The organism is Frondihabitans sp. Leaf304 (assembly GCF_001423105.1).
Classification (GTDB): Bacteria; Actinomycetota; Actinomycetes; order Actinomycetales; family Microbacteriaceae; genus Frondihabitans.
In genome coordinates, this window is the sequence record NZ_LMNV01000002.1 from 1541248 (window position 1) to 1561148 (window position 19901).

Consider the following 19901-nt stretch of genomic DNA (forward strand, 5'->3'; position numbering starts at 1 on the left):
AAAGAGATCTGTCGGATGATGGGTCAATGAATCGGACTGATCGTCTGTACGGCATCGTGGAGGAGTTGCGGGCGTTCTCACCGCGGCCGCGAAGCGCGCGTCGCCTTGCGGAACGGTTCGAGGTATCGGTCCGCACTATTGAGCGAGACCTCTCCGCGCTGCAGCAATCGGGTCTGCCGATCTGGGCCGAGCCTGGCCGGACTGGTGGGTTCGTCATCGACGCGTCAGCGACGCTCGGCCCCGCCGGGTTCACGTTGGACGAGGCCCTTGCGGTGCTGGTCGGACTCGCGACGCTCGGTCACAGTCCGTTTCGGCAAGCTGCTCACACTGCTGCCCGAAAAATGCTGGCGGTCATGCCGAAAGAGGACGCGTCACGTGCCAGAAGACTCGCTTCACGGGTGCATTTCCTGGAGAGCGAGAACGACGCGGTTGTGCCGGCTGAGTTTGCGGCGGCCCTTCGCAGCGACCGTGTTGTGAGGCTTCGATACCAGGCCGCCAGCGGTGCGGATTCCACCCGAAGCGTTGAACCGTTGGGGGCGATCGAAAAGGACGGGCAGTGGTACTTGATTGCCTGGTGCCGACTTCGCGAGGGCGTGCGAGCGTTTCGGGGAGACCGGATGCTCTCGATCGAGGTGACCGACGAGCGGCCCCCGCGGCGCACCCTTCGATCCGAGGACCTTTCGATAGCTTACGGACGGCTACGGCCCGTCGTGGACGACTGACCCGAGGCGCAAGACGTTCGGAAACACCGACAGGACGATGTCGCGAAGACCGATAAAGCTGAAGCCTTCACCTCATCAACACCCCTGAAGGAACTTATGCCGTTCGCATCCATCCGCATCATCACCGACAACGTCGACGACCTCGTTGCTTTCTACGAGAGAGTCACCGGACAACGGGCGGAGCGTCCCGCACCCGTGTTCGCGCAGTTCAGCGGCCCGGGTGCGAACCTCGCGATTGCCGGTGCCGCCACCGTCGCGATGCTCGACGGAGCACTGACCCCTGCGACGAACCGATCCGTGTTCATCGAGTTCGAAGTTGCGGACGTCGACGTCGACTTCGCCGCCCTCCAGCTCAAGGCCGAGGACGTAGTCCTTGAACCGACAACGATGCCGTGGGGCAACCGCTCCGCGCTGGTCCGCGACCCCGACGGAAACGTCGTCAACCTGTTCAGCAAGCCCGTCGGGATCTGAGGGGCGCCCGGTAGCCGATCGGCTGATGAGTCGGGTTTGCAGGCTAGCCGCCGTTAGCCTCACGGATGCTGTCCGAGATCGACCTAAGGAAGCCGTAGAAGAGGTCGTTGAGCCCTTGCCATAGTCCCGCAATGATGATCGCGCCTAACGCTGCACAGATCAGCGCAAAGAGGAGCAGGAATCCGAGAAGGAGAAAGGCTGATCGCTGTTTCTTGGGGGCAACCACCTCACCGTTTTTGGCGCTGAACAGCTGACCCATTGGATCCTGATCTTTGCCCGCATTACGCATGAACAAATCATCAAACCTCGTCCAACCAACAACAAGAGCTACTAGTGCCCTCGGCCGCAGCAGCAGATCGGCTAGCGAGACGCGACATAGGCTCGGACCATGACTCATGGGGAGAATTGGTTTGAGAAATTCATGCGCCGCGGCCGTACCGTGCCCGGCCAACAGAACGGGCTTCGGGATGAGCACATCCGGAACGGATCGAGCATCGCTGTAGGCGACGCACTCAAGTGGGAGGTGCACGACGCATTCGGAGACTAACCGGGCGTGGGTGGAGCGAGCTGGAGAACACGTCTGGCTTGTGGATAACGAACGCACCCCGCGTTTGGACGACTTCATGACGCTTTGGGGCACCGATCCCGTCGTCCACCGGGTCGCTCTCCGTAGGGACGGCCCGCTACGAATCGAGCCGGTGGAGGACGTCTTGCTCAGCGAGCTCAACAACCGCGGCGGCGAATGAGGGTGCCTCCTATGGCCGGAGGGCGATGGTCTATCGAGATAACTCGAACAGCAGATGGGACGCCTTCCGGTGGGTGGAGCAATTACCCCGTCCCGCTCATTCGAGGAGCGGACATCACGAAGCGATCCTTCTCCCCTAAGCCAAACCCCGGGTAGTTTTCTATCCGTATTGGACTACGAAAGCGCAAGTTGAGGGTTTACCTGCTGTTCGGAACTATCTGGGGGAGAAGATCTTGAAGGTCATGAAGCGCCGAGACGGCCTGAGCCAGGAGAACGAGATTTCTGGCGGACCGCGTCATGGGCAGCTCCATCGAGTTCACCCGTTGGCATCCGCTGCCAAAGGAATAGCTGTCGTCGCCGCTGTGGCCTTAGCCAGCACTTCGTCCGTTGCTGCCATTGCGACCTGGAAAGCCTTCGATGAGGCAGCACCTTCCATACCGTTCACGGCAGCCGCACCGTCGGGCAAAGTAGCCGCGACTACCCCACCCCTCACAGCCTATGAAGGGGAGGTGAACATGCTTGTCGTCGCATCAGACACCAGGACGGGACAGGGAGCCGGGTTTGACGATGCTGCCAATCAAGCAGCCAGCTCCGGTGTTGGCCAAAACGACACCAACCTGCTCATCCACATTAACCAATCGCACACAAGCATGGCCGTCATCAGCCTGCCCCGCGATCTCGAAGTCCCCATACCGGCCTGTCAGAACGACGAAGGCGGAACTACACCAGCCAGTCCCCAGGATATGCTGAACACCGCCTTGGGGCGTGGAGGTGAGAAGCTCGGCCTTCAATGTGTCGCCGCAACTGTTGCTGGCCTTACCGGGGTCCAGATCAACTACGCCGCGTCCGTAAAATTCGACGGCGTGGTCAAGATGACGACAGCCGTCGGCGGTGTCACCGTGTGCCTCGCGACGCCGTTGATCGATCCCAATACCGACCCGCCATTGAACATCACCAAGGCCGGCAATCACACCTTCGTGGGAGCAGAAGCCGGCGCGTTTCTCCGAACCCGCCACGGCGTCGGCTTCGGCGGGGACACCGCACGGATCAGCAACCAGCAAGTCTTCATGTCGGCACTGATGCGCAAAATCGTCAACGGCGGCACCCTCAGCAACCCTGTCAAGCTCTACAGCTTGGCAACCGCTGCTCTGCAGAACGTCCAAAAATCATCGAGCCTCGACACCGGCACTCTTGTGAAGATCGCCACGGCAGTGAAAAGCATCGGGCTCGACAACATCGTGTTTCTGCAGTACCCCAGCCTTGACGACCCAACCAACCCAAATCGGCTCATTCCGGACTCCAACGGGGTCTCTGCGCTGAAAGCGGCCCTTGCTAGCAATCAAGCCATCCAACTGTCCCCAGACAGTCTCGGGCAATCGGCCACCCTCAACACCACTCCCGCGGCAAGTCCTGCTGCAAGCCCCACCGCAAAACCCTCGGCCAGGCCCAGTGCCAGCAATCCGAAGACGCCAACGCCCTCACAGGCGACAGCGGTCCTCCCCGGTACGGCTACCGGCCAGAACGCGTCCCAAGAGACCTGCACCGCGAAGAAGACCTACTGAGGCTTCCTGACCCGTCTGCCGCCGAAATACAGTGCGTCACGTGCAACACCGAGGATCGTCCCTGAAGGGGTGTGCCGCACTGCTTCAGGGTAGTCAGCACCGCCCACGGCTGCTCCTCCCCGAAATGCAGACCTCGAATAACTGGCCGTGCCGACACTGCCCGTCTCGATAGCCGATCGCTGGCCGGGCAGCGCCACGGAATGCCCGCTTGCTAGTTGCTCGGATCATCGCGGCGGGGACACGCGTTCTTGAAACCGTTCTTGACCCTTCCGATTGCTTCGCGTATCAGCCGGTGAGCAGCAGTGCGCGGAGTCGGGCGCGGGCACGGCTGTAGCGGCTCCGAGTGGTGGCGGGGCGCTGATCGAGGAGGGCTGAGCACTCGGCAAGCGTGAAGCCGTCCCAGTGCACCAGGGTGACGAGCTCACGATCGGCGGGTTTTAGCCGTGCCAGCGCAGCGAGCAGGGCATCGGTACGCTGGTCCAGATCTGGGCGGTATGGATGCCCGCTCAATCCGGCACCGTGGCCTTTAACTAGAAGTTGCTCACGCAATTTAGTCCCGAGGGCCGCCTGCCGTTGCACTCCTCGCCGATGGGTCGCGAGAGTCTTGTGAGCGACGCCGAATAGCCACATGCGCGCTTGGGTCTCGTCGACGGGGATGCTGGACCGCCGCCGCCATGCGACAACCATCGTCTGGCTGAGCAGATCGGAAGCGTCTTCGATCGGGTCGACGCGGCGCACGAAGTAGGCCAGCAGGAGGGGCGATTCGCGGCGCAGCAGTTGCTCGAGGTCGAGGGTCGACGGCTCCGCGGTCTCGACGCTCACCATGTGTTCTGCGGCGTGCACGACATGCCGTAACCGTTGTAGAGCACTTCGTGGCCGCGGGGGTCGGCCGAAGTACGGGTGAGTCCGGGCAGTGCCGAGGCTCCCACTTTGTAGAGCTCGGCAGCGATGCGGTCGCCGAAGAGTATCGATCGATCCTCAGCTGTCGTCGCAGCGTCATGCGCACGGTCGTATGCCGTCTGTCCCACCCGCGACCAGTCATATGACGCGACGGCCGACTCGACCGTCGCCTGCTCCGAACTGTTCAGGTTGCGAAATTCAAGGAAGGCCTTGCACGTTACCGATGTTCCGTCCGTCTCGACGTAGTCGATGGGCGCGGCCGTCGCGAGCCTCTGCGTTCCGGCCTCGATGCCCTGAAAGGGTGGTATGCCCAGCTGGGCCGCCGTGACGCTAGCCCCTGCGGTAAGCACGATCGCGCCCGCGGCAACCGCGGCAATGAGGAGGGGGCGGCGATGGCGTGTGGGCTTTCCCGGGCCCACGCCGACATGTGCCTTGCTGCTGTACACAAGTCCCGTGGTGGCTTCGTCGATCTCGTCGCCGAGTGGCACCTTTGGCCTCGCGTGCCAGAGCAGTTCGTCAAGCTCGGTGTCGTTCATGATTCCTCCAGTCGTGACCTACACCCAATACATGGCCGGATCGGACAGAAGTGTTGCATTCCTACAATCATTTGCTAGCAGCTGGTCCGCCGAGTCGCACCGACTCAGCGGCGGATGAACCGCACTGATGGAGCCGCGATGAACCCCACCGAGGAACAGAACGCAACTTGTCGGCATCTCACCCCACTGCCGCCTATCCGATCCCAATCACCGCAGGGCTAGTAGCTCTTTATAGAGGTCGCGCACGTGTCGAGGAACCTATTGGTTATCGGGCACTGCATTCTGCCTAACTCTTAATGCCTTTACGGGGCCTAGCCGCCGTCATCGGGGGTAAGGAGGGCCCCACCGTTGACTTGTATCGCCACGGCAAGGCCAATCGCAGACGTGACAAGAACCGCAATGGCGGCCATGGCCCAGCGCGTACCGCGCTTGCCTCGTTCGTGCGGTGCGGCCCGCCGCAGGATGACGAGTCCGAGCAGGTGTGTGATCACGAGCGGCACTACGCCGAAGATCACAAATATTCCATCGGTCGAGGTGTCACCCGGAGGCGCCTTGGCCGACTCCGTCACCTGCTCTGTGGAAGCTAGGCCCAGCCACATCCACGCCCCGCACATGATCGCCGTACCCAGCACCGTAAGCGACCAGAACGCGATCACCTCGGCCTGGCGTCGCCGGCCGCCGATTTGTGACCCCGCCGCGTCGTCCATTCACTGATGCTAGGTCCCGGCTGGGCGGTCTTGTTCTGGTCAGCATAGATGGGAGCATGCGCCGCCAGTCAATTGACTACGGGGCAAGAGCTGGAGCGAGCGGGGGAAGGATCCCGGCGGTGGCTGCGGCGGCACGCGCCACGATGAAAGCCGGGTCGACAATGTCCCCGCTAGCGATCAGTGAGTCCAAGTCGGCAATGCCGAGTCGCACTGATCGCACATCCTCGGCAGGATTACTCCGATCGCGGTGCCCGCATGAGAACTGCTCGCATGGGAATGTGCCACCTCATGAGCGGCGATACAGTTCCAGTGGACACTCATTCTTCAACAGGCATCCGGCGACACGCAGGTCGGATCAGGGCCTACCAACTGCCACAGATCGGCCACTAGAAAGGCCTTCGCAATGACCACGGCCGAACAAGTCGACACCGTCAGACACGGCAAGCGACGCCCGTGCGTCCAACGCTCGGCCACGATGGCAACAATAGTGGGCTCGACCATTGTGGCCTCGGCCCTTTACGGAATGACCGGTAGCTGGTCTTGGGCGAGCACCATCGAAACCGCATCCGACGGGAGACCGATCACCGCAGTACAGCTCACCGGTGCTGCCACGGGGTGGGGGGAATTGGTCATCCTTGCCCTAGGGGCAGCCGCGTGGGTTGTCCTCCGAAAGTCTCAAGCTCATCGATCGCTACATCACACCCCTGGCATCGCTCGGCTGAGCACTGATCGTCTGATCGGGTGGATGTGGCTCTACGTCGCAGCGGTCTGGTTCTTCACAATCGTGCAAGCGGTCGTCGCGATACAACTCGTCCAACATCACATCGTCCCCCCGTTCTTGATCAACGGCACGGTCCACCTAACCCACTTATGACCACGCGCACGCGTCTTGCACTTGCGTCCGGTTCGAACGATCGTGTGCGTCGAGCCCATCCCCGTAGCTGCGCGAGTAGGGACGTCTCGTTAGGTCGGGTCAGTCCGGAATGAATCTCGGTCGGGGATCCGCTACCGGGCGCTAAAACACGCTTCCGCGCGGGCTCGCCGGCACCATCCCGGCGTGCTCGCCACTAGGCCCCGTCTGATTTTGTTTGGAACAGCGGTGGTTTGCGGATTGCGATTTACGAGCAATCCGCAGAGTCTGGGGCGATGACCGACCTGCTTAACAGCCTGCTGTCAACCCTGGATGAGCAGCGCCGTCGTGTCCTGCAGACACTCGATGGACTACCCGACGAAGCAACGACAGGATCGATGATTCCCTCGGGTTGGGCACCACTTGGTGTGATCCGTCATCTGACCATCGACGTCGAGCACTTCTGGTTCCAGGGGGTCGTCGCCGGTGAAGCACTCGACCTGCCCACGGACGACGATGTGTGGCACCCGACACCGTGGCCCGCCCGACAACTCGTCGTCAACGAGTACCAAGCAGCGGCCGCACGTTCCGATGACATCATCCGTGCCACGCCGCTCGACGCACTCCCTTCGACGCAAGCACTGTCCGCCTACCCATGGGCCCCCCGGCGGAGTCTGTTGGCGACGGTACTGCACGTCATCACGGAGACGGCCGCGCATGCCGGCCACCTCGACATTGCACGCGAGCTCATCGATGGCCGTCAAAACCTCGTCCTCACTGACTTCACGGGGCCTGACGCCCGAGGGCTGGATCGGAGCTAACTAGGCGCCGTACCCCGGTACCGCCGGCTCTCACCTCGTCGGGATTCGGATTCTGATCGTCGCGCCCTAATCGTCGCGACGGTTACCCTGTTCCTTCGCCAAAGCCGTTGACGACGTCCCATGCGGCGATCCCCGTTCAGGACGGCAACCCTCATGTTGCGGGCTCTGCCACGCTGAGTATGTGATCGCGATCCTTTCCGCTCCGAGCAATCTCGGGCTTCGCCCGCCCGAGCCCGGCAGCGCACCAGGCGCTTCCAAGGCACCCGAGGCACTTCGTGATCCCACGCTCGTCGCAGCCGACCACGACCGCGTCGTCACCACCCTCGGCCCGGCGATCCCGTCGGTGCTCGTCCCGTCCGGATCGGCCACCGCCTGACCACTCGTTGCCCGTCTCGATCGTCGATCGGCTATCGAGACGCCTCAGTGCGTGTGGCGGTGGTGGCTGTCGGGGTAGTGCTCGTGGGTGTGGGTGATCGGCTCGTGCGTGTGGACGTGGCGGTGCCAGGTGCCCGCCGTGACGGGGTGGTCGTGGGCGTGCTGGTGGTGCTCGTCGTGGTGGTGCCAGTGGTCGTGGGTGACCTCTTCGTGGGTGTGCTCGTGCTCGTGTCGCTCGGTGAGGTGCAACCAGATCCCGACGGCCATCAGCACGCCCGCGACGACGAGGGGCACCGTCACGGGTTCGCCGAGCACGATTGCGAGCACTGCGCCGAAGAACGGTGCGACCGAGTAGTAGGCCCCGGCGCGGGCGGTGCCGACATGGCGCAGCGCCACGATGAAGAGCACGAGGCTCACGCCGTAGGCAAAGAAGCCCACCACCATCGCGGCGGCGACGTTCCCGGCGGCCGGCAGATGAGCGCCCAGGAGGAGAGCCAGGGCGAGGTTGACGGGACCGGCGACGCCGCCCTTGACGGCGGCGAGCCAGGAGGCGTCGTGGATCGCGACCTTCCTGGTGAGGTTATTGTCGATGCCCCATGCCAGGCAGGCGCCGACGATCGCCAGCGAGGGCCACGCGCTGCCGAACTCGATCCCCTGAGGAACGGTCAGTACGACGGCGCCGACGACGATGGCGGCCATCCCGAGCGCGATGCGACGGTCGAAGTTCTCCCGGAACACGAACCAAGCCAGCAGCGCCGTCGCGACGCCCTCGGCGTTCAGCAGCAGCGAGGCTCCCGAGGCGGGCATGTTGACGAGTCCGACCAGCAGCAGCACCGGCCCCAGGATGCCGCCGAACAGGATCGCGCCAGCGAGAGGCAGTCGCTCGTCTCGAGCCAGGTGCACGCGTGGGGAGCGGCGGACTAGGCGGATGAGTCCGAGTCCGAGGCCGGAGCCGACGTAGAGCAGGCCGGCGAGCATGAAGGGGCTGACCGAGTCGAGCAGTAGCTTCGCCGCTGGCGTCCCTGCCCCGAAGAGCACTGCTGACATTAGGGCGGCCTGGACGCCGCGGCTACGAAGAGCGGTGAGCACGAGACGCTCCGTCGTGGTGGTGGGCGGGGGTGCCGCCGAGCTGGTGCTCGGCCTGGAAGATTGCGTCCGACACGAGCTGGCGGGCGTGCTCGTTCGTCAGTCGGTAGAAGACGCGCGTGCCCTCCTGCCGGGTCGCGACCACGCGCGCTAGGCGCAACTTGGCCAGGTGCTGAGAAACCGCGGCCGGTGACTTCCCGACTTGCTCGGCGAGATCGTTGACGGGCAGCTCTCCGTCGGAAAGTGCCAGGACGATCCGCACCCGTGTCGCATCGGCCAGCATGCTGAAGACCTCAACCGCGAGCTCGACGTAGCCACTGTCGACGTGACGACCGCATCTGTTATCCGCATCCATGCGCAGATTATTGCAGACTTATCCGGTCAGCGATGGCCTAACGGACAGCGCGGTTAGGCCGGGGGCTGCTCGGCCGCTCTCGACGCAGCGATGGCCTGGCGGTATGCGGCGATCTTCCGTTCCAGCGCAGCAAGATGCCGCTGGACCTCGGCCTGTCGTTCGAGGACGGCCGCATGGTGCTGTTCAAGAAGTGCAAGCCGTTCGGCATCGTGAGCCCCCGCCCGGTACGCGGCGGCGTACTCGCGCATCTCGTGCACGCTCATCCCTGGCGCAATGAGCGAAGCGGTCACCGCCGGCAAGGCCCGCTACATAGACGTCGCCTGCGAGTTGTCCTCCTGCCTGGAGGCAACATCCGTGAACCGTAGATGCCTCAAGCACAGGCCGACTCGATAGTTAGCGCTCGGCGCCGGGGCGATACTGCACCGAACGGCGCTTGCCGCGGGCGCGCACCGCCAGGACGACGAGGGTCACGAAGAGCGCGACGAGGGCGATGGCCATGAGACCCGCCACGATGGCGAGGAAGACTGCGAAGACCGACATGGTCGGAGTTTATCGCAGGGCGTGAGGGGCCGCCGCGGCCCGGTGGTCAGACGGCCCATAGCTCACGCCGCGAGGTAGGCCTTGGCCTGGCCGAAGAGGCGCCGGAACCACGGGCCGCGCGCGGCGACGAGGCGAGCGGCGGTGCGTCGGTCGATACGCGCGAGACCCCGGGCGAGGTCGTGGAGGTTATTGCGCCGCGTGCCGTCCCAGTTGGCGTAAAGGTACGGGCCTCCGAGAGCGGGGATCGATCGAACCCGGGTGCGCGCGTAGGAGTCGGGGCCGGCGAAGTAGTGCGCTTCGCCTCGGGCGATCTGATCGGAGGCCGCCTCGGCGTCGATGACGCCGTCCGGTGTCACGAGGGCGGCGATGGCTCCCGAGTGATCGCGGACGACGAATTCGATGGTGAGGTCGTGCATACAGCCCTTCCGGCTCAGAACAGGGTGCGCGAACGTCGCACAAAAGAGAGTGATCGAAGGAGAGCGGTACGGGTCGAGCACTGAGGGCGTCTCGGCCGGAACCCTCGGTGCTTCCAGTGAGAAGTCTACGAGCCGCACCCGGGATTCTCCAGACCCCCGAAGAAGCAGTCAGACGTTCTTTCCCGTAGCCTTCCGCCACCAGGTCGGTGCTCCGGCGGCGATGATGAGACTCGCGCCGGCCGGGTCGTCGAGGTCACCGGAGTGGAGCCACACTTCGATGGCGCCCACCGTGCCAGAGGCGGCGTACGCGGCGATCATTGCCCGCGAGAGGTCGTCCATTTCGTTCTCGGGGAGCGGCGCGATCTCGGGGTAGAGGCGCAGCGCGACCTCGATGTTCTCCTGAAGAAACGACGTGAGCGCTCGACGCACGGGAGCGGCACTCGATCCGCCGAGGGCTGCTCGATAGACGGATCCGAGTTCGGCGATGTGGCGGAGAAGAGCCAGCTCGGCGCTCGCCAACACGTCGACCAGTTCGGAGGGTGTCGGATACTCCTCGCCGACATGGCCCGCAAGGTAGTCGAGTAGGCGTTCCGCAAGTGCCATCGTCAACAGCTCCGAGACCGAGCCGGAATGCCGATAGAAGGTGTCGCGGGTAACGCCAGCCGTTCGCGCGACCTCCGAGACGCTGACATCGTCGACCCGGCCCGAGGCCGCGAGCTCGAGGACGGCCGCGAAAAGGCGGTCACGACTACGACGGGCTCGGGGATCCACGCTGACACCGTAGCCCTCCGACAACGGATGCCTCGCGACAAAGCACCGCAAGCGGCAAGAGAGACAGAAAAGGCGAAAAGACAGAGAAGTCGAAAAGACAGAGAAGTCAAGAAGCGAGGCCGGCCGACCCAAACGACCGGCCTCGCGACGGCACGAATGCCATCTGCCCCACGATCCTGATCCTTACCGTGGGTGCGTCAAAAGTATCAAACAATTGTCGGCAAAACCACGCCGTCGACGGGTCGACCCCGCAAGCGCCCGACCAGCCGAGGATCAGCGCTGTCGCCTCGCCGGAGGCACGGGAGACGAGAGCAGCACAAAGGTGGCTTTGCCAACGTGCAATACGCCATCGGCAAGGGGCTCGCACCGCATGCCGCCCCTCCCCCGGAGGGCCGCGAACGCACCGGGTGCGAGCTCGTGGTCCATCCACGCGCACGGATTCGCGGGGCGGCCAGCGCGGAAGGCGACCGGCCCGGATCCTGAGTCGAGTGTGAAAACGGCACCCCGCAATTGGTCGACAGCGACGCCGCGCAGCAGCACGTTGCGCCGGGTCGCGAGGGGATCGAGCGCGTCGAGGCCGAGTTCCCGGGCCGACTCGTCGAGGGCGTCCAGGTCGAACAGCGTCACCGAGGCCGCCCGATGCGCGGGCTTGCCGAAATAGCGGTCGCCGACGATTCCGAGACCGCCGCGGACGGTCACCGAGGTGCGCGACTCGCTTTCCCCCGGAGCGAGTCCGAGCTCGGTCGCGGGCAGGGCACCGTCGCCGGGCCGACCGGCGTAGCGGTGACGAGGTGACGCGAGCAGAGCCTCGATGGTGACCGGCGTCGGAATGCCGAGCACCGGGATCCTCGGCTCGGTCGTCTCGTGCGGCACGATCTCACGGTACGCGGGAATGGATCGCTCGGAGCACCGCTTGGGGTGAGCATGACTCAGACGCCTGATCGGCGCGGCTGGCTCGGAGTGCTCTCGGTAGCGCTCGGGTCGTTCGTGCTGGTGCTCTCCGAATTCCTTCCGATCGGGCTTCTGCCCGCGATCGCCGACGACCTCCACATCGGAATCGGCACCGCGGGCCTCGTCGTCGTGGCGACCGGGCTAACGGCGGCGATCAGCTCGCCCGTCGTGACCGTGCTGACCTCGCGGGTCGACCGGCGCACCGTTCTCTGGTCGCTCACGGTCCTGCTGGTGGTCGCCAACCTCGTCGGCGCCTTCGCCCCCACGTTCGGGCTGCTGATCGTCGCCCGCATGCTGCTGGGCGTCGCCCTCGGCGGCTTCTGGGCCATCGGTGCAGGCATGGGCGCCCGACTCGTCGAAGCCCGGTCGGTGATCAAGGCCACCTCGATCATCACGGCCGGCATCTCGGTCGCCACCGTCGCCAGCCTCCCGCTCGGCGCGTTCGTCTCGAGCTTCGCCAGCTGGCGCGTCGCATTCCTGATCAGCGCCGCCCTCGCCGCCCTGGCACTGGTCGGCCAACTCGTGCTCCTGCCGTCGATTCCGGCGGTGCAGCGTGTGCGCTTCGCCACCCTCGGCGGTCTGCTGCGGGTGCCGCGCGCTCGCATCGGCCTGATCACGACGGTCTTCGTGTTCCTCGCCCAGTTTGCCGCCTACACCTACGTCGCCCCCTACCTCGAGGATCTCGTCAAGGTCACCGCGGGCACAATCACGCTCGCCCTGCTCCTGTTCGGCGTCGCCGGAATCGCGGGCAACTTCGTCGCCGGGGCCACCCTGTCGCGGAACATGGTCGCAACGCTCACCGTCGGCAAGGTGCTTCTCGCCGTGGCCATCGTGCTGCTGCCGATCCTCGCCTGGTCGGTGCCGGGCGTCTTCGTGCTGCTCGCCCTGTGGGGCTTCGTCTGGGGTGCGATGCCGCTCGGCATGCAGACCTGGATGGCGACTGCCACCCCGGGCGGCTCCGAGGGCAGCCTTGCGCTTTTCGTCACGACAATCCAGCTGTCGATCGCTGCCGGATCAGTGCTCGGCGGCATCGCGGTGTCGTCGTCGGGGTACGGTCTCGACTTCACGATCGCGGCGGCGTTCGCCCTGGTCGGCGCTGTCGTTCTGCTGACGCTCGGTCGGGGCGGCAGAACCGAGGATCCAGGCCCGGCCGACCCCGCAGCAGCGCCGCTCTCCGAGCCCAGTTCCGCCGAACCCGCCGTCGACGCCCTGCGCCCCTAGGCCCTGCCGGCTAGGCCCTCCCGCTTGAGCCCAGCCGCATGGGCCCTGCCGCTTAGGCCCTGGTGTCTACGCCTCGGACGGCCCGTACAGCTCGTCGGGGGTAGGCGGGTTCGCGCCCGCCCTCGACACTGTGATCTGCGCGCTCACGAGGGCCGTGCCGACGATGGCCTCGAGCCCCTCCTGCGCGAGACCGCCGGAGCGCACCGTGTCGACCAGGTCGTTCGACAGGATGCCGAACAGCAGGCCCGACATGAACGCGTCGCCAGCGCCGATCGTGTCGACGACGTCGACGGGCGGTGCGGCGACGGCGATCCGGGCGTTCGGCGAGGCCGCGATGCAGCCCTCACCACCGCAGGTGATCGCGACGAGCCCCGCACCGAGGCCGAGATAGCGGTCGAGCACCTCGTCGAGCGTTGCGCCGGGGTGCAGCCAGGCGGCGTCTTCGTCGCTCAGCTTGACGACGTGCGAGACCTCGGCGATACGGTCGACGTCGAGCACCGCCGCGTCTCGGTCGGGCGTGACGCTGGGGCGCGCGTTCGGGTCGAAGGAGAGGAGCACCGAGTTGTGCGCCGCGGTGAAGAGCTCGGCGACGGCGTCCGCCCCGGGGTGGAGCACGGTGGCGATGGAGCCCGTGTGCACGACGGAGACCCCGGACGGGACGGAGAGGGACCCCGGGTTCCACGAGATGTCGAAGTCGTACTTCGCCGAACGGTCGGGCTGGATCCTTGCCTCTGCCGTCGATGTCGGCTCGTCGGTGACCGACGCGGAATCGAGCTGCACACCCGCCGAGTCGAGGTGTTGGCGAAGGGCATTTCCGCGTTCGTCACGCCCGAGCGAGGTGCGGAACGACGTCGGCACACCGAGTCGGGCGAGCCCGAAGGCGACATTCATCGGGCTACCGCCCGGGTGCTCGGTGGTCGAGTCGCCGTCGACGACGATGTCGATCAGCGCCTCTCCGACGACGAAGACGGACGGGAGGGCTGTCGGGGCGGTACTCATGCCCTGCACTGTAGTCGGCCCAGGATGCACGGAGCCCCCGCGACGCAGGGTCGCGGGGGCTGATCGTCTCGAGACCGGATGCCTACTTGTAGACGTTGTCGGTCAGCATCTGCTGCGCCTTCGTCGCGAACTCACCGCGGACGAGGACCTCGTAGCGGCCCGCCTCCATCGTCTTGACCGACGAGAAGTCGCGCTGGCCGCGAGTCATGGCGTGACCGACGAAGCCGAAGAGGGCACCCCAGAGGGCACCGACCACGACGGCAGTCAGGAGCGCCGGAACGATCTGCACTCCCGGCACGAAGACCGCGAACAGCAGGCCGAGGAAGAGGCCGAACCAGAGGCCGCTCAGACCGCCGCGGCTCGCGGCCTTGCCCTTGGTCAGACGACCGGAGACGTTCTCGACCGTGCGGATGTCGTGACCCACGATCGAGACGTTCTGCACCGGGAAGCCCTCGTCGCTCAGGTAGTCGACGGCGCGCTGGGCGTCTTCGTACTTCGTGAAGGTGGCGACCACCTGCGGATAGGCGCCACCGACGAAGGCTCCGACGCCGCCGGCGGATTCAGCCGCCGATCCGGTGGACTCGGCCTGGGGCTGCTGCGGGGGAACGACGGGCTGCGTTCCGGGGGCGGCGTATTCACCGTACTGCGGAACGGCGGGACGCTCGGTGGGGGTGTCGTCGCTGGGGCCTCGTGCGGGCCCGGTGGGGGTGGGGTCGGTCATCGGGGTCTCCTTGCAGGGGTGTGAATCACCCACTCTGGCCCGAGACCCTGAAGTCTCTCCGACAGCTGCCGAGAAACGTGCCCCTATCACTGGCGCAGAAACTGCGAAAGGGGATTTACCGGCGATCAGATTACGTGCGAGAATCCACCTCGATGAGCCAGAACGACGCCGCTTCGCCATCCGACGACGCGATGCAGCGGGCCGCCTACGGGGGCCACGAACCCGACGAGGCCATCAACCTCTACTCGGGCGGCTACAACGGGTCCGGGTTCTACGCCGAACCGACAGACGGGCCCTTCTCTTTCCGCTACACGGTCGTGGGCGACGACGAGATGACGCTCCGCACGTCGTCGTTCACCGCCTCGATGCGGGGCACCATCGAGCCCCAAGACGAATACGTGGTCTCGTGGATCACCGCCGGCAGGGCAGTCATGGACATCGGCGGCGACGAGGTTCAGATGTCGACCGGACGGCCGGCGATGTTTCCGACAGGCAAGCGCTACGCCTTCCACTTCAGCGACGTCAGACAGAATCTCATCCACTTCGACGCGGGCTACCTCGAGCGACTCGCCGCCGAGCGCACCGGAGGAGAACCGCAAAAGCTGCATTTCGACCACACGGCCCAGCTCGATCCCGCCGCACTGAAGCGGTGGCACGACGTCGTCTCGTCGGTGGCGCGGACCATGCTCGGCAGCGAGCCCGACCCTCTGCTGCGTGCCGAGGCCAAGCGACTCGCAGCTTCAACGCTTCTCGACACGTTCCCGCATCAGGGGCCACAGGTCGCTGCCATCGCCCTGCCACCGGGTAACGCGCGCCTCGTCACGGCACTCGAATACATTCACCACCACGCCGCCGAGGCCATCACCACCTCGTCGATCGCCCAGGCGGCGGGCCTGAGCCTGCGCGGGCTGCAGCACGCCTTCAATCACCAGCTCGGCACCACACCCACCGACTACCTGCGCGGGGTCAGGCTCGATCTCGTCCGCGCCGAGCTGCTCGCCGCCTCGCCGACCGACGCGACGGTGGGCGCAATCGCGCAGCGCTGGGGCTTCGCCCACTCCGGCCGCTTCTCGTCGGCCTACGTGCAGCGGTTCGCGGAGTACCCGGCCGTGACGCTTCGCCGCTGACCGCCCGAGGTCGGTACGGAGACCAGCAGTCGCTACCCCCAGCGCGACTCGCGATCACTCGGTTTTCGCTCGGCCACCCTGCCGTACCCGTCGCGAGCGGCGGCGACGATCGCGACAAGGGCGGCAAGGATCCCGAGCCCGGCAAACATGAAGATGGCGAGAGTCGCGCAGTCCAATTGATTCATGATGCGATCCAATCGTGATCGAGCCGCCGCGCCAAGGTCCAATACGGCTACAGTGGCACCATGCTGATCGGAACAACCGCCCTGACCGGACTCCTCGGCGAGTGGCGAGTGGGCGGCCACGCGCACGCAGACCTGGCCGCGAAGCTCGAAGTTCTCCTCCTCGACGGGCGAGTCGCGTCGGGCACCCGTCTGCCCGCCGAGCGCGAGATGGCGAAGGCGTTGGGGGTCAGCCGCACCACCATCGTGTCGGCCTACCGCGTGCTCCGAGAGAAGGGCATCCTACGAAGCATTCAAGGCTCGGGCAGCGTGCTCGAGCTCCCGTCGGTGCCGCGACGTCGTGACCCGGCGCCTCTCGACCTCGACCTCAGCAAAGCCGTGCCCCGTGCCTGGCACGAGTTGCCCGACCTCTCGGCGCGAGCGTTGCAGCGTCTCCCGCACCACCTCAACCACGCCGGAATCGACTTCTTCGGGCTGCCCGACCTCCGTGCCGCGATCGCCCGCCGATACACCGAGCGCGGGGCCCCGACCTCCCCCGAGAACATCCTCGTGACGCTGGGCGCCCAGCACGCCATCGCCCTCGTCGCCCGCACCCTCCTCGGCCGCGGCGATCGAGTGGTCGTCGAATCGCCGAGCTACCCGCACGCGCTCGACGCCTTCCTCGCGGCGGGGGCGCGCCTCATCGCGAGCCCCCTCGACAGCCGGGCCGAAGCATCGCTCGAGAACGGCGCCTCGACCTACGACACCGACCAACTGGTCGACACCCTGCGCGGCGCACGACCCGCGCTCGCCTACCTGATGCCCGACTTCCAGAACCCGACGGGCGCGTCGCTCGACGACGACGAACGCCTCCGAATCCTGCGCGCAGCAGCCCAGACCGGCACCCCGCTGCTCATCGATGAGACGACCGCCGACCTCGACATCGACCGGCCGTTCGTCGCAACCCCGTTCGCCGCGGTTCCGCACCACGGCGCCACCGTGATCACCGTCGGGTCGCTCAGCAAGACCGTGTGGAGCGGGCTTCGCATCGGCTGGATCCGCGCCGATCGGCACCTGATCGAGCGGCTCGCGCTCGCGCGCCCGGCGGGTGACATGGGCAACGCCGTCATCGAGCAGCTGGTGGCTCAGGAGGCGATTGGCGACCTTCCTCGGATCCTCGAGTCTCGTCGCGACGAGCTCCGGCACGGACGAGACCACGCCACCGCGCTGTTGCGGTCGCTGGTGCCCGAGTGGCACGTGCCGGCGATCGACGGTGGCCTGGCGCTCTGGGTGCACCTCGGGGCACCGCTCAGCAGTGCGCTCGTGCAGGCCGGGCGCGCGCGCGGCGTGACTGTCACTGCGGGCTCGCGCTTCGGCATCGACGGTGCCTTCGAACGGCGGGTCAGGATCCCCATCACCGCCGACCAGGCCACCCTGACGGAGGGTCTCACCCGCCTCGCCGATGCCTGGACCGCCGTGCGATCAGCAGGCCACGCGGGCCGCAGCCTGAGCGATCCCGCCTTCGTCGCCTAGTCGAAGTGCGTGCCGCGGCGGCTTAGTTCTTGCCCTTGCCCTTATCCGGGTTGCCCTTGCCGGGGTTACCTTGGCCGGCGTTGCCGGTGTCGTTCGTCTTCTTGTCGGTGCCGGCCGCGCCGTCTTTCGAGTCGTTGGTCGCGGCGGGCTTCGGCTTGGCCACCACGCCGATCTCCGACTGGGGAGGCGCGGGGAACTGCGCCGCACCGGGATAGGCGGCATTGAGGTCGGCGATGATCGTCTTGTCCATCGTGAACTTGAGCCCGTAGCCGTACTGGCCGTTGATGTAGGTCTTGTAGAAGCCCGCGCTCCCGGAGATGTTGCCCACCCAGGTGGCCTGGGCGATCTTCGAGGTCGACGTGACGAGCCAGTTCTGCACGGCGCCGTCGGTGGTGCCGGTCTTCGCGATGATCGGAACGCCATCGCCTGGGTTGGCGCTGGCCGCCGTTCCGCCCGGCTTGAGAACCGTCTGCAGGGCGTACGCCACGCCATCGGCCACGTCTGTCGACATGCCCTGCGTGCACTTCGTCGCGGTCGGGGCGATCCTCTTGCCGTCGGCGCCGTCGATGCGGGTGATCGAAACCGGGGTGCAGACGACGCCGTGGTTGGCGATGCCGGCGTAGGCCGTGGCCATAGTCAGCGGGGCGATGTAGTTGGTGCCCAGGATCATCGACGGCGGTGAGGTGAACGGGTTGGCGTCGGGGTCGGCCGCGTGGATGCCCATGTTGAAGGCGGTCTTCTGGATGTTGCAGAGGTCGAGCTTGCGACCCATCGCGGCGTAGGCGGTGTTGATCGACTCCTCGGTGGCGAGAAGCACCGTCATCGAGGCGGGTGCCGCCTCGGCGTTCGCGACGTTCCAGACTTCGTTGCCGAGCCCGTAGCAGGAGTTCGTGAACTCCGAGAAGGGGAGAGCGTGCTCGGTCGTGTTGACCGACTCGTTCAGCGTGTGCCCGGCCTCCAGCCAGGCCGCCAGCGTGAAGGCTTTGAACGACGAACCGGTCTGGAACCCCTGAGAGCCGCCCCGATTGTGGTCGGTGTTGTAGTTGACGCTGGTCGTGCCGGCCGACGCCGAAGCAGTTTCGTCGAACTTGGTGTTCTGCACCATGGTGACGATGCGGCCTGTTCCGGGCTCGACCGCGACGTTCGAGGCACCCACGTTGAGCCCCGGCACGCTGGCGGGCATCGACGCGCTGACCGCGGCCTGCGCCTTCGCCTGCAGGTCGAGGTTGAGCGTCGTGTAGACCTTGAGGCCACCTTCGGTGAGCTTCTCGATGCGCTCCGCGGAGGTCTTGCCGAACGCCTTGTCGTTGATCATCGACAGCTCGACGTACTTGCAGAAGTAGCCGGCGTCGTACTTGACCGCGGTGGCGCAGCCGTTGGCCTGCGGGGTGATCTTCGGCCTGACCGCCGTGGCGATCGCCTTATCGCGCTGGGCGACGGTGATCTTGCCCTCTTTCTGCATGCGCGTGAGCACGTAGTCGCGGCGGTCTTTGGTCTTGGCGTAGTGGTTCGCCGAGCCGTTGTCTTTGTTCGACGGGTGGTCGATGCGGAGGTTCGACGGGTTGTTGATGATCGCGGTGAGAGTCGCCGCCTGCACGAGGCTGAGGTTCTTCGCCGGAACGCCGAAGTAGTACTCGGCCGCGGCCTGGATGCCGTAAACGGTGCCGCCGAAGCCGACGATGTTGAGGTAGCTGTTGAGGATGTCGTGCTTCGAGTACCGCTTCTGCACACCGATGGCGTACCGCATCTCGCGGAGCTTGCGGGCCGGCGTCGTCGCCGTGACCTCCTCGTAGCACTTGGTCGCTGCCGCGACAGCCTTCTTCGACGTGCCGTCGTTCTCCTGGGCGCATCGCTGCACGAGGACGTTCTTGACGTACTGCTGAGTGATCGACGAGCCACCCTGCACCGAGTGGCCGATGCTGGTCGAAAGGGCTCCGCGAATCGTGCCCTGGAGGTCGATCGCTCCCTCTTCGAAGAACCGCGGGTCTTCGGTGGCGATGGCCGATCGGGCCACCCACGGCGACATCTCGGCGAGCGAGACGTCGGTGCGGTTCTGCACGTAGAACGTCGCGAGCTTGACGTTCTTGCCGTTCTTCTTCGCGTAGATCGACGACGACTGCGCGGGCTGCGTGATCTTGAGGAAGCTCGGCAGCGCGTTGAACGTGTCGGCCGCGGTCACGACCCCCTCGCCGGCGACCGCGATGGACGGCACGACGAGCAGGGCGGCCAGGAGTCCGGCCACGGTGGAGAGGCCGACGAAGCCCAAGAGGGCGCCGACGACGCGGGGTGCAGATGATCGGGTCACGCCCTAACGGTAAACGGCTCACGCCC

Annotated in this window: 23 protein-coding genes; 8 read left to right on the plus strand and 15 right to left on the minus strand. The window is 66.0% G+C overall.

What is annotated here, in order from left to right:
* The first annotated feature begins 26 nt into the window (after positions 1-26).
* Both ASF54_RS06855 and ASF54_RS06860 read left to right on the plus strand, forming a co-directional pair.
* Entirely contained in the window at positions 27-722 is a 696-nt protein-coding gene (locus ASF54_RS06855; RefSeq protein ID WP_055960248.1) for a helix-turn-helix transcriptional regulator, read from the plus strand.
* 96 nt (positions 723-818) lie between these two features.
* A complete protein-coding gene (locus ASF54_RS06860) occupies positions 819-1193 on the plus strand; it encodes a VOC family protein (RefSeq protein ID WP_055960252.1) in 375 nt (124 codons plus the stop codon).
* 43 nt (positions 1194-1236) lie between these two features.
* Here the strand turns inward: ASF54_RS06860 and ASF54_RS16335 are convergent, their stop codons facing one another.
* The gene (locus ASF54_RS16335; RefSeq protein WP_157510055.1) at positions 1237-1722 is read right to left on the minus strand and encodes a hypothetical protein; all 486 of its coding nucleotides are present in this window, start codon (positions 1720-1722) and stop codon (positions 1237-1239) included.
* Between the two features lie 458 nt (positions 1723-2180).
* On the opposite strand from ASF54_RS16335, the gene ASF54_RS16060 reads away from it, so the two are divergent.
* A complete protein-coding gene (locus ASF54_RS16060) occupies positions 2181-3500 on the plus strand; it encodes an LCP family protein (protein ID WP_084816002.1) in 1320 nt (439 codons plus the stop codon).
* Positions 3501-3785: 285 nt separating this feature from the next.
* Here ASF54_RS16060 and ASF54_RS06875 read toward each other — a convergent pair whose 3' ends face one another.
* The 3 genes from ASF54_RS06875 to ASF54_RS06885 all read right to left on the minus strand — a co-directional run bounded on the left by ASF54_RS06875 (position 3786) and on the right by ASF54_RS06885 (position 5643).
* A complete protein-coding gene (locus ASF54_RS06875; protein WP_055960261.1) occupies positions 3786-4343 on the minus strand; it encodes an RNA polymerase sigma factor in 558 nt (185 codons plus the stop codon).
* A complete protein-coding gene (locus ASF54_RS06880) occupies positions 4319-4936 on the minus strand; it encodes a hypothetical protein (RefSeq protein WP_055960264.1) in 618 nt (205 codons plus the stop codon). The genes ASF54_RS06875 and ASF54_RS06880 overlap by 25 nt, the downstream gene beginning before the upstream one ends.
* A 311-nt stretch (positions 4937-5247) precedes the next feature.
* A complete protein-coding gene (locus ASF54_RS06885) occupies positions 5248-5643 on the minus strand; it encodes a hypothetical protein (protein ID WP_055960267.1) in 396 nt (131 codons plus the stop codon).
* Between the two features lie 1146 nt (positions 5644-6789).
* Here ASF54_RS06885 and ASF54_RS06895 point away from each other — a divergent pair.
* Complete coding sequence (locus tag ASF54_RS06895) at positions 6790-7314, plus strand: mycothiol transferase (protein ID WP_084816003.1); 525 nt, start codon at positions 6790-6792, stop codon at positions 7312-7314.
* A gap of 181 nt (positions 7315-7495) precedes the next feature.
* The gene (locus ASF54_RS16850; RefSeq protein WP_055960275.1) at positions 7496-7690 is read left to right on the plus strand and encodes a hypothetical protein; all 195 of its coding nucleotides are present in this window, start codon (positions 7496-7498) and stop codon (positions 7688-7690) included.
* Between the two features lie 44 nt (positions 7691-7734).
* On the opposite strand, the gene ASF54_RS06905 is transcribed toward ASF54_RS16850, so the two are convergent.
* The 7 genes from ASF54_RS06905 to ASF54_RS06930 all read right to left on the minus strand — a co-directional run bounded on the left by ASF54_RS06905 (position 7735) and on the right by ASF54_RS06930 (position 11730).
* On the minus strand, positions 7735-8778 hold the full coding sequence (locus ASF54_RS06905; protein ID WP_235480962.1) for a DMT family transporter: 1044 nt from the start codon (positions 8776-8778) through the stop codon (positions 7735-7737).
* Positions 8759-9130, minus strand: a complete 372-nt coding sequence (locus ASF54_RS06910) for an ArsR/SmtB family transcription factor (protein WP_055960281.1) — start codon at positions 9128-9130, stop codon at positions 8759-8761. The genes ASF54_RS06905 and ASF54_RS06910 overlap by 20 nt, the downstream gene beginning before the upstream one ends.
* A gap of 53 nt (positions 9131-9183) precedes the next feature.
* The gene (locus ASF54_RS06915; RefSeq protein WP_235480963.1) at positions 9184-9378 is read right to left on the minus strand and encodes a hypothetical protein; all 195 of its coding nucleotides are present in this window, start codon (positions 9376-9378) and stop codon (positions 9184-9186) included.
* Positions 9379-9523: 145 nt separating this feature from the next.
* On the minus strand, positions 9524-9670 hold the full coding sequence (locus ASF54_RS16345; RefSeq protein WP_157510058.1) for a hypothetical protein: 147 nt from the start codon (positions 9668-9670) through the stop codon (positions 9524-9526).
* 62 nt (positions 9671-9732) lie between these two features.
* Positions 9733-10086, minus strand: a complete 354-nt coding sequence (locus ASF54_RS06920; RefSeq protein WP_055960287.1) for a hypothetical protein — start codon at positions 10084-10086, stop codon at positions 9733-9735.
* 168 nt (positions 10087-10254) lie between these two features.
* Positions 10255-10857, minus strand: coding sequence for a TetR/AcrR family transcriptional regulator (locus ASF54_RS06925; RefSeq protein ID WP_055960290.1), 603 nt, complete (start codon positions 10855-10857; stop codon positions 10255-10257).
* Between the two features lie 273 nt (positions 10858-11130).
* A complete protein-coding gene (locus tag ASF54_RS06930; protein ID WP_370275161.1) occupies positions 11131-11730 on the minus strand; it encodes a molybdenum cofactor biosysynthesis protein in 600 nt (199 codons plus the stop codon).
* Positions 11731-11781: 51 nt separating this feature from the next.
* On the opposite strand from ASF54_RS06930, the gene ASF54_RS06935 reads away from it, so the two are divergent.
* Positions 11782-13029 carry an MFS transporter gene (locus ASF54_RS06935; protein ID WP_055960294.1) on the plus strand — a complete coding sequence of 416 codons (1248 nt, stop codon included), beginning with the start codon at positions 11782-11784 and terminating at the stop codon, positions 13027-13029.
* 66 nt (positions 13030-13095) lie between these two features.
* Here ASF54_RS06935 and ASF54_RS06940 read toward each other — a convergent pair whose 3' ends face one another.
* A complete protein-coding gene (locus ASF54_RS06940) occupies positions 13096-14028 on the minus strand; it encodes a carbohydrate kinase family protein (RefSeq protein ID WP_055960297.1) in 933 nt (310 codons plus the stop codon).
* Between the two features lie 82 nt (positions 14029-14110).
* Complete coding sequence (locus ASF54_RS06945) at positions 14111-14749, minus strand: general stress protein (protein WP_235480964.1); 639 nt, start codon at positions 14747-14749, stop codon at positions 14111-14113.
* Positions 14750-14901: 152 nt separating this feature from the next.
* Here ASF54_RS06945 and ASF54_RS06950 point away from each other — a divergent pair, with 152 nt between their 5' ends.
* Positions 14902-15876, plus strand: a complete 975-nt coding sequence (locus ASF54_RS06950) for an AraC family transcriptional regulator (RefSeq protein ID WP_157510060.1) — start codon at positions 14902-14904, stop codon at positions 15874-15876.
* A 32-nt stretch (positions 15877-15908) separates the two neighbouring features.
* Here ASF54_RS06950 and ASF54_RS16350 read toward each other — a convergent pair whose 3' ends face one another.
* Positions 15909-16061, minus strand: coding sequence for a hypothetical protein (locus ASF54_RS16350; protein WP_157510061.1), 153 nt, complete (start codon positions 16059-16061; stop codon positions 15909-15911).
* Positions 16062-16121: 60 nt separating this feature from the next.
* Here ASF54_RS16350 and yczR point away from each other — a divergent pair, with 60 nt between their 5' ends.
* Positions 16122-17570 carry a MocR-like transcription factor YczR gene (gene yczR, locus ASF54_RS06955; RefSeq protein WP_055960303.1) on the plus strand — a complete coding sequence of 483 codons (1449 nt, stop codon included), beginning with the start codon at positions 16122-16124 and terminating at the stop codon, positions 17568-17570.
* Positions 17571-17592: 22 nt separating this feature from the next.
* Here yczR and ASF54_RS06960 read toward each other — a convergent pair whose 3' ends face one another.
* Positions 17593-19875, minus strand: a complete 2283-nt coding sequence (locus ASF54_RS06960; protein ID WP_084816004.1) for a transglycosylase domain-containing protein — start codon at positions 19873-19875, stop codon at positions 17593-17595.
* Between the last annotated feature and the right edge of the window lie 26 nt (positions 19876-19901).

Excerpts from the sequence above, each read along its gene's own strand:
- yczR (WP_055960303.1), top strand. The coding sequence starts at position 16,122 with ATGCTGATCGGAACAACCGCCCTGACCGGACTCCTCGGCGAGTGGCGA.
- ASF54_RS06935 (WP_055960294.1), top strand. The coding sequence starts at position 11,782 with ATGACTCAGACGCCTGATCGGCGCGGCTGGCTCGGAGTGCTCTCGGTA.
- ASF54_RS06855 (WP_055960248.1), top strand. The coding sequence starts at position 27 with ATGAATCGGACTGATCGTCTGTACGGCATCGTGGAGGAGTTGCGGGCG.
- ASF54_RS06860 (WP_055960252.1), top strand. The coding sequence starts at position 819 with ATGCCGTTCGCATCCATCCGCATCATCACCGACAACGTCGACGACCTC.
- ASF54_RS06920 (WP_055960287.1), bottom strand. The coding sequence starts at position 10,086 with ATGCACGACCTCACCATCGAATTCGTCGTCCGCGATCACTCGGGAGCC.
- ASF54_RS16060 (WP_084816002.1), top strand. The coding sequence starts at position 2,181 with ATGAAGCGCCGAGACGGCCTGAGCCAGGAGAACGAGATTTCTGGCGGA.
- ASF54_RS06910 (WP_055960281.1), bottom strand. The coding sequence starts at position 9,130 with ATGGATGCGGATAACAGATGCGGTCGTCACGTCGACAGTGGCTACGTC.
- ASF54_RS06885 (WP_055960267.1), bottom strand. The coding sequence starts at position 5,643 with ATGGACGACGCGGCGGGGTCACAAATCGGCGGCCGGCGACGCCAGGCC.
- ASF54_RS06895 (WP_084816003.1), top strand. The coding sequence starts at position 6,790 with ATGACCGACCTGCTTAACAGCCTGCTGTCAACCCTGGATGAGCAGCGC.
- ASF54_RS16345 (WP_157510058.1), bottom strand. The coding sequence starts at position 9,670 with ATGTCGGTCTTCGCAGTCTTCCTCGCCATCGTGGCGGGTCTCATGGCC.
- ASF54_RS06950 (WP_157510060.1), top strand. The coding sequence starts at position 14,902 with ATGAGCCAGAACGACGCCGCTTCGCCATCCGACGACGCGATGCAGCGG.
- ASF54_RS06915 (WP_235480963.1), bottom strand. The coding sequence starts at position 9,378 with ATGCGCGAGTACGCCGCCGCGTACCGGGCGGGGGCTCACGATGCCGAA.
- ASF54_RS16350 (WP_157510061.1), bottom strand. The coding sequence starts at position 16,061 with ATGAATCAATTGGACTGCGCGACTCTCGCCATCTTCATGTTTGCCGGG.
- ASF54_RS06940 (WP_055960297.1), bottom strand. The coding sequence starts at position 14,028 with ATGAGTACCGCCCCGACAGCCCTCCCGTCCGTCTTCGTCGTCGGAGAG.
- ASF54_RS06945 (WP_235480964.1), bottom strand. The coding sequence starts at position 14,749 with ATGACCGACCCCACCCCCACCGGGCCCGCACGAGGCCCCAGCGACGAC.
- ASF54_RS06880 (WP_055960264.1), bottom strand. The coding sequence starts at position 4,936 with ATGAACGACACCGAGCTTGACGAACTGCTCTGGCACGCGAGGCCAAAG.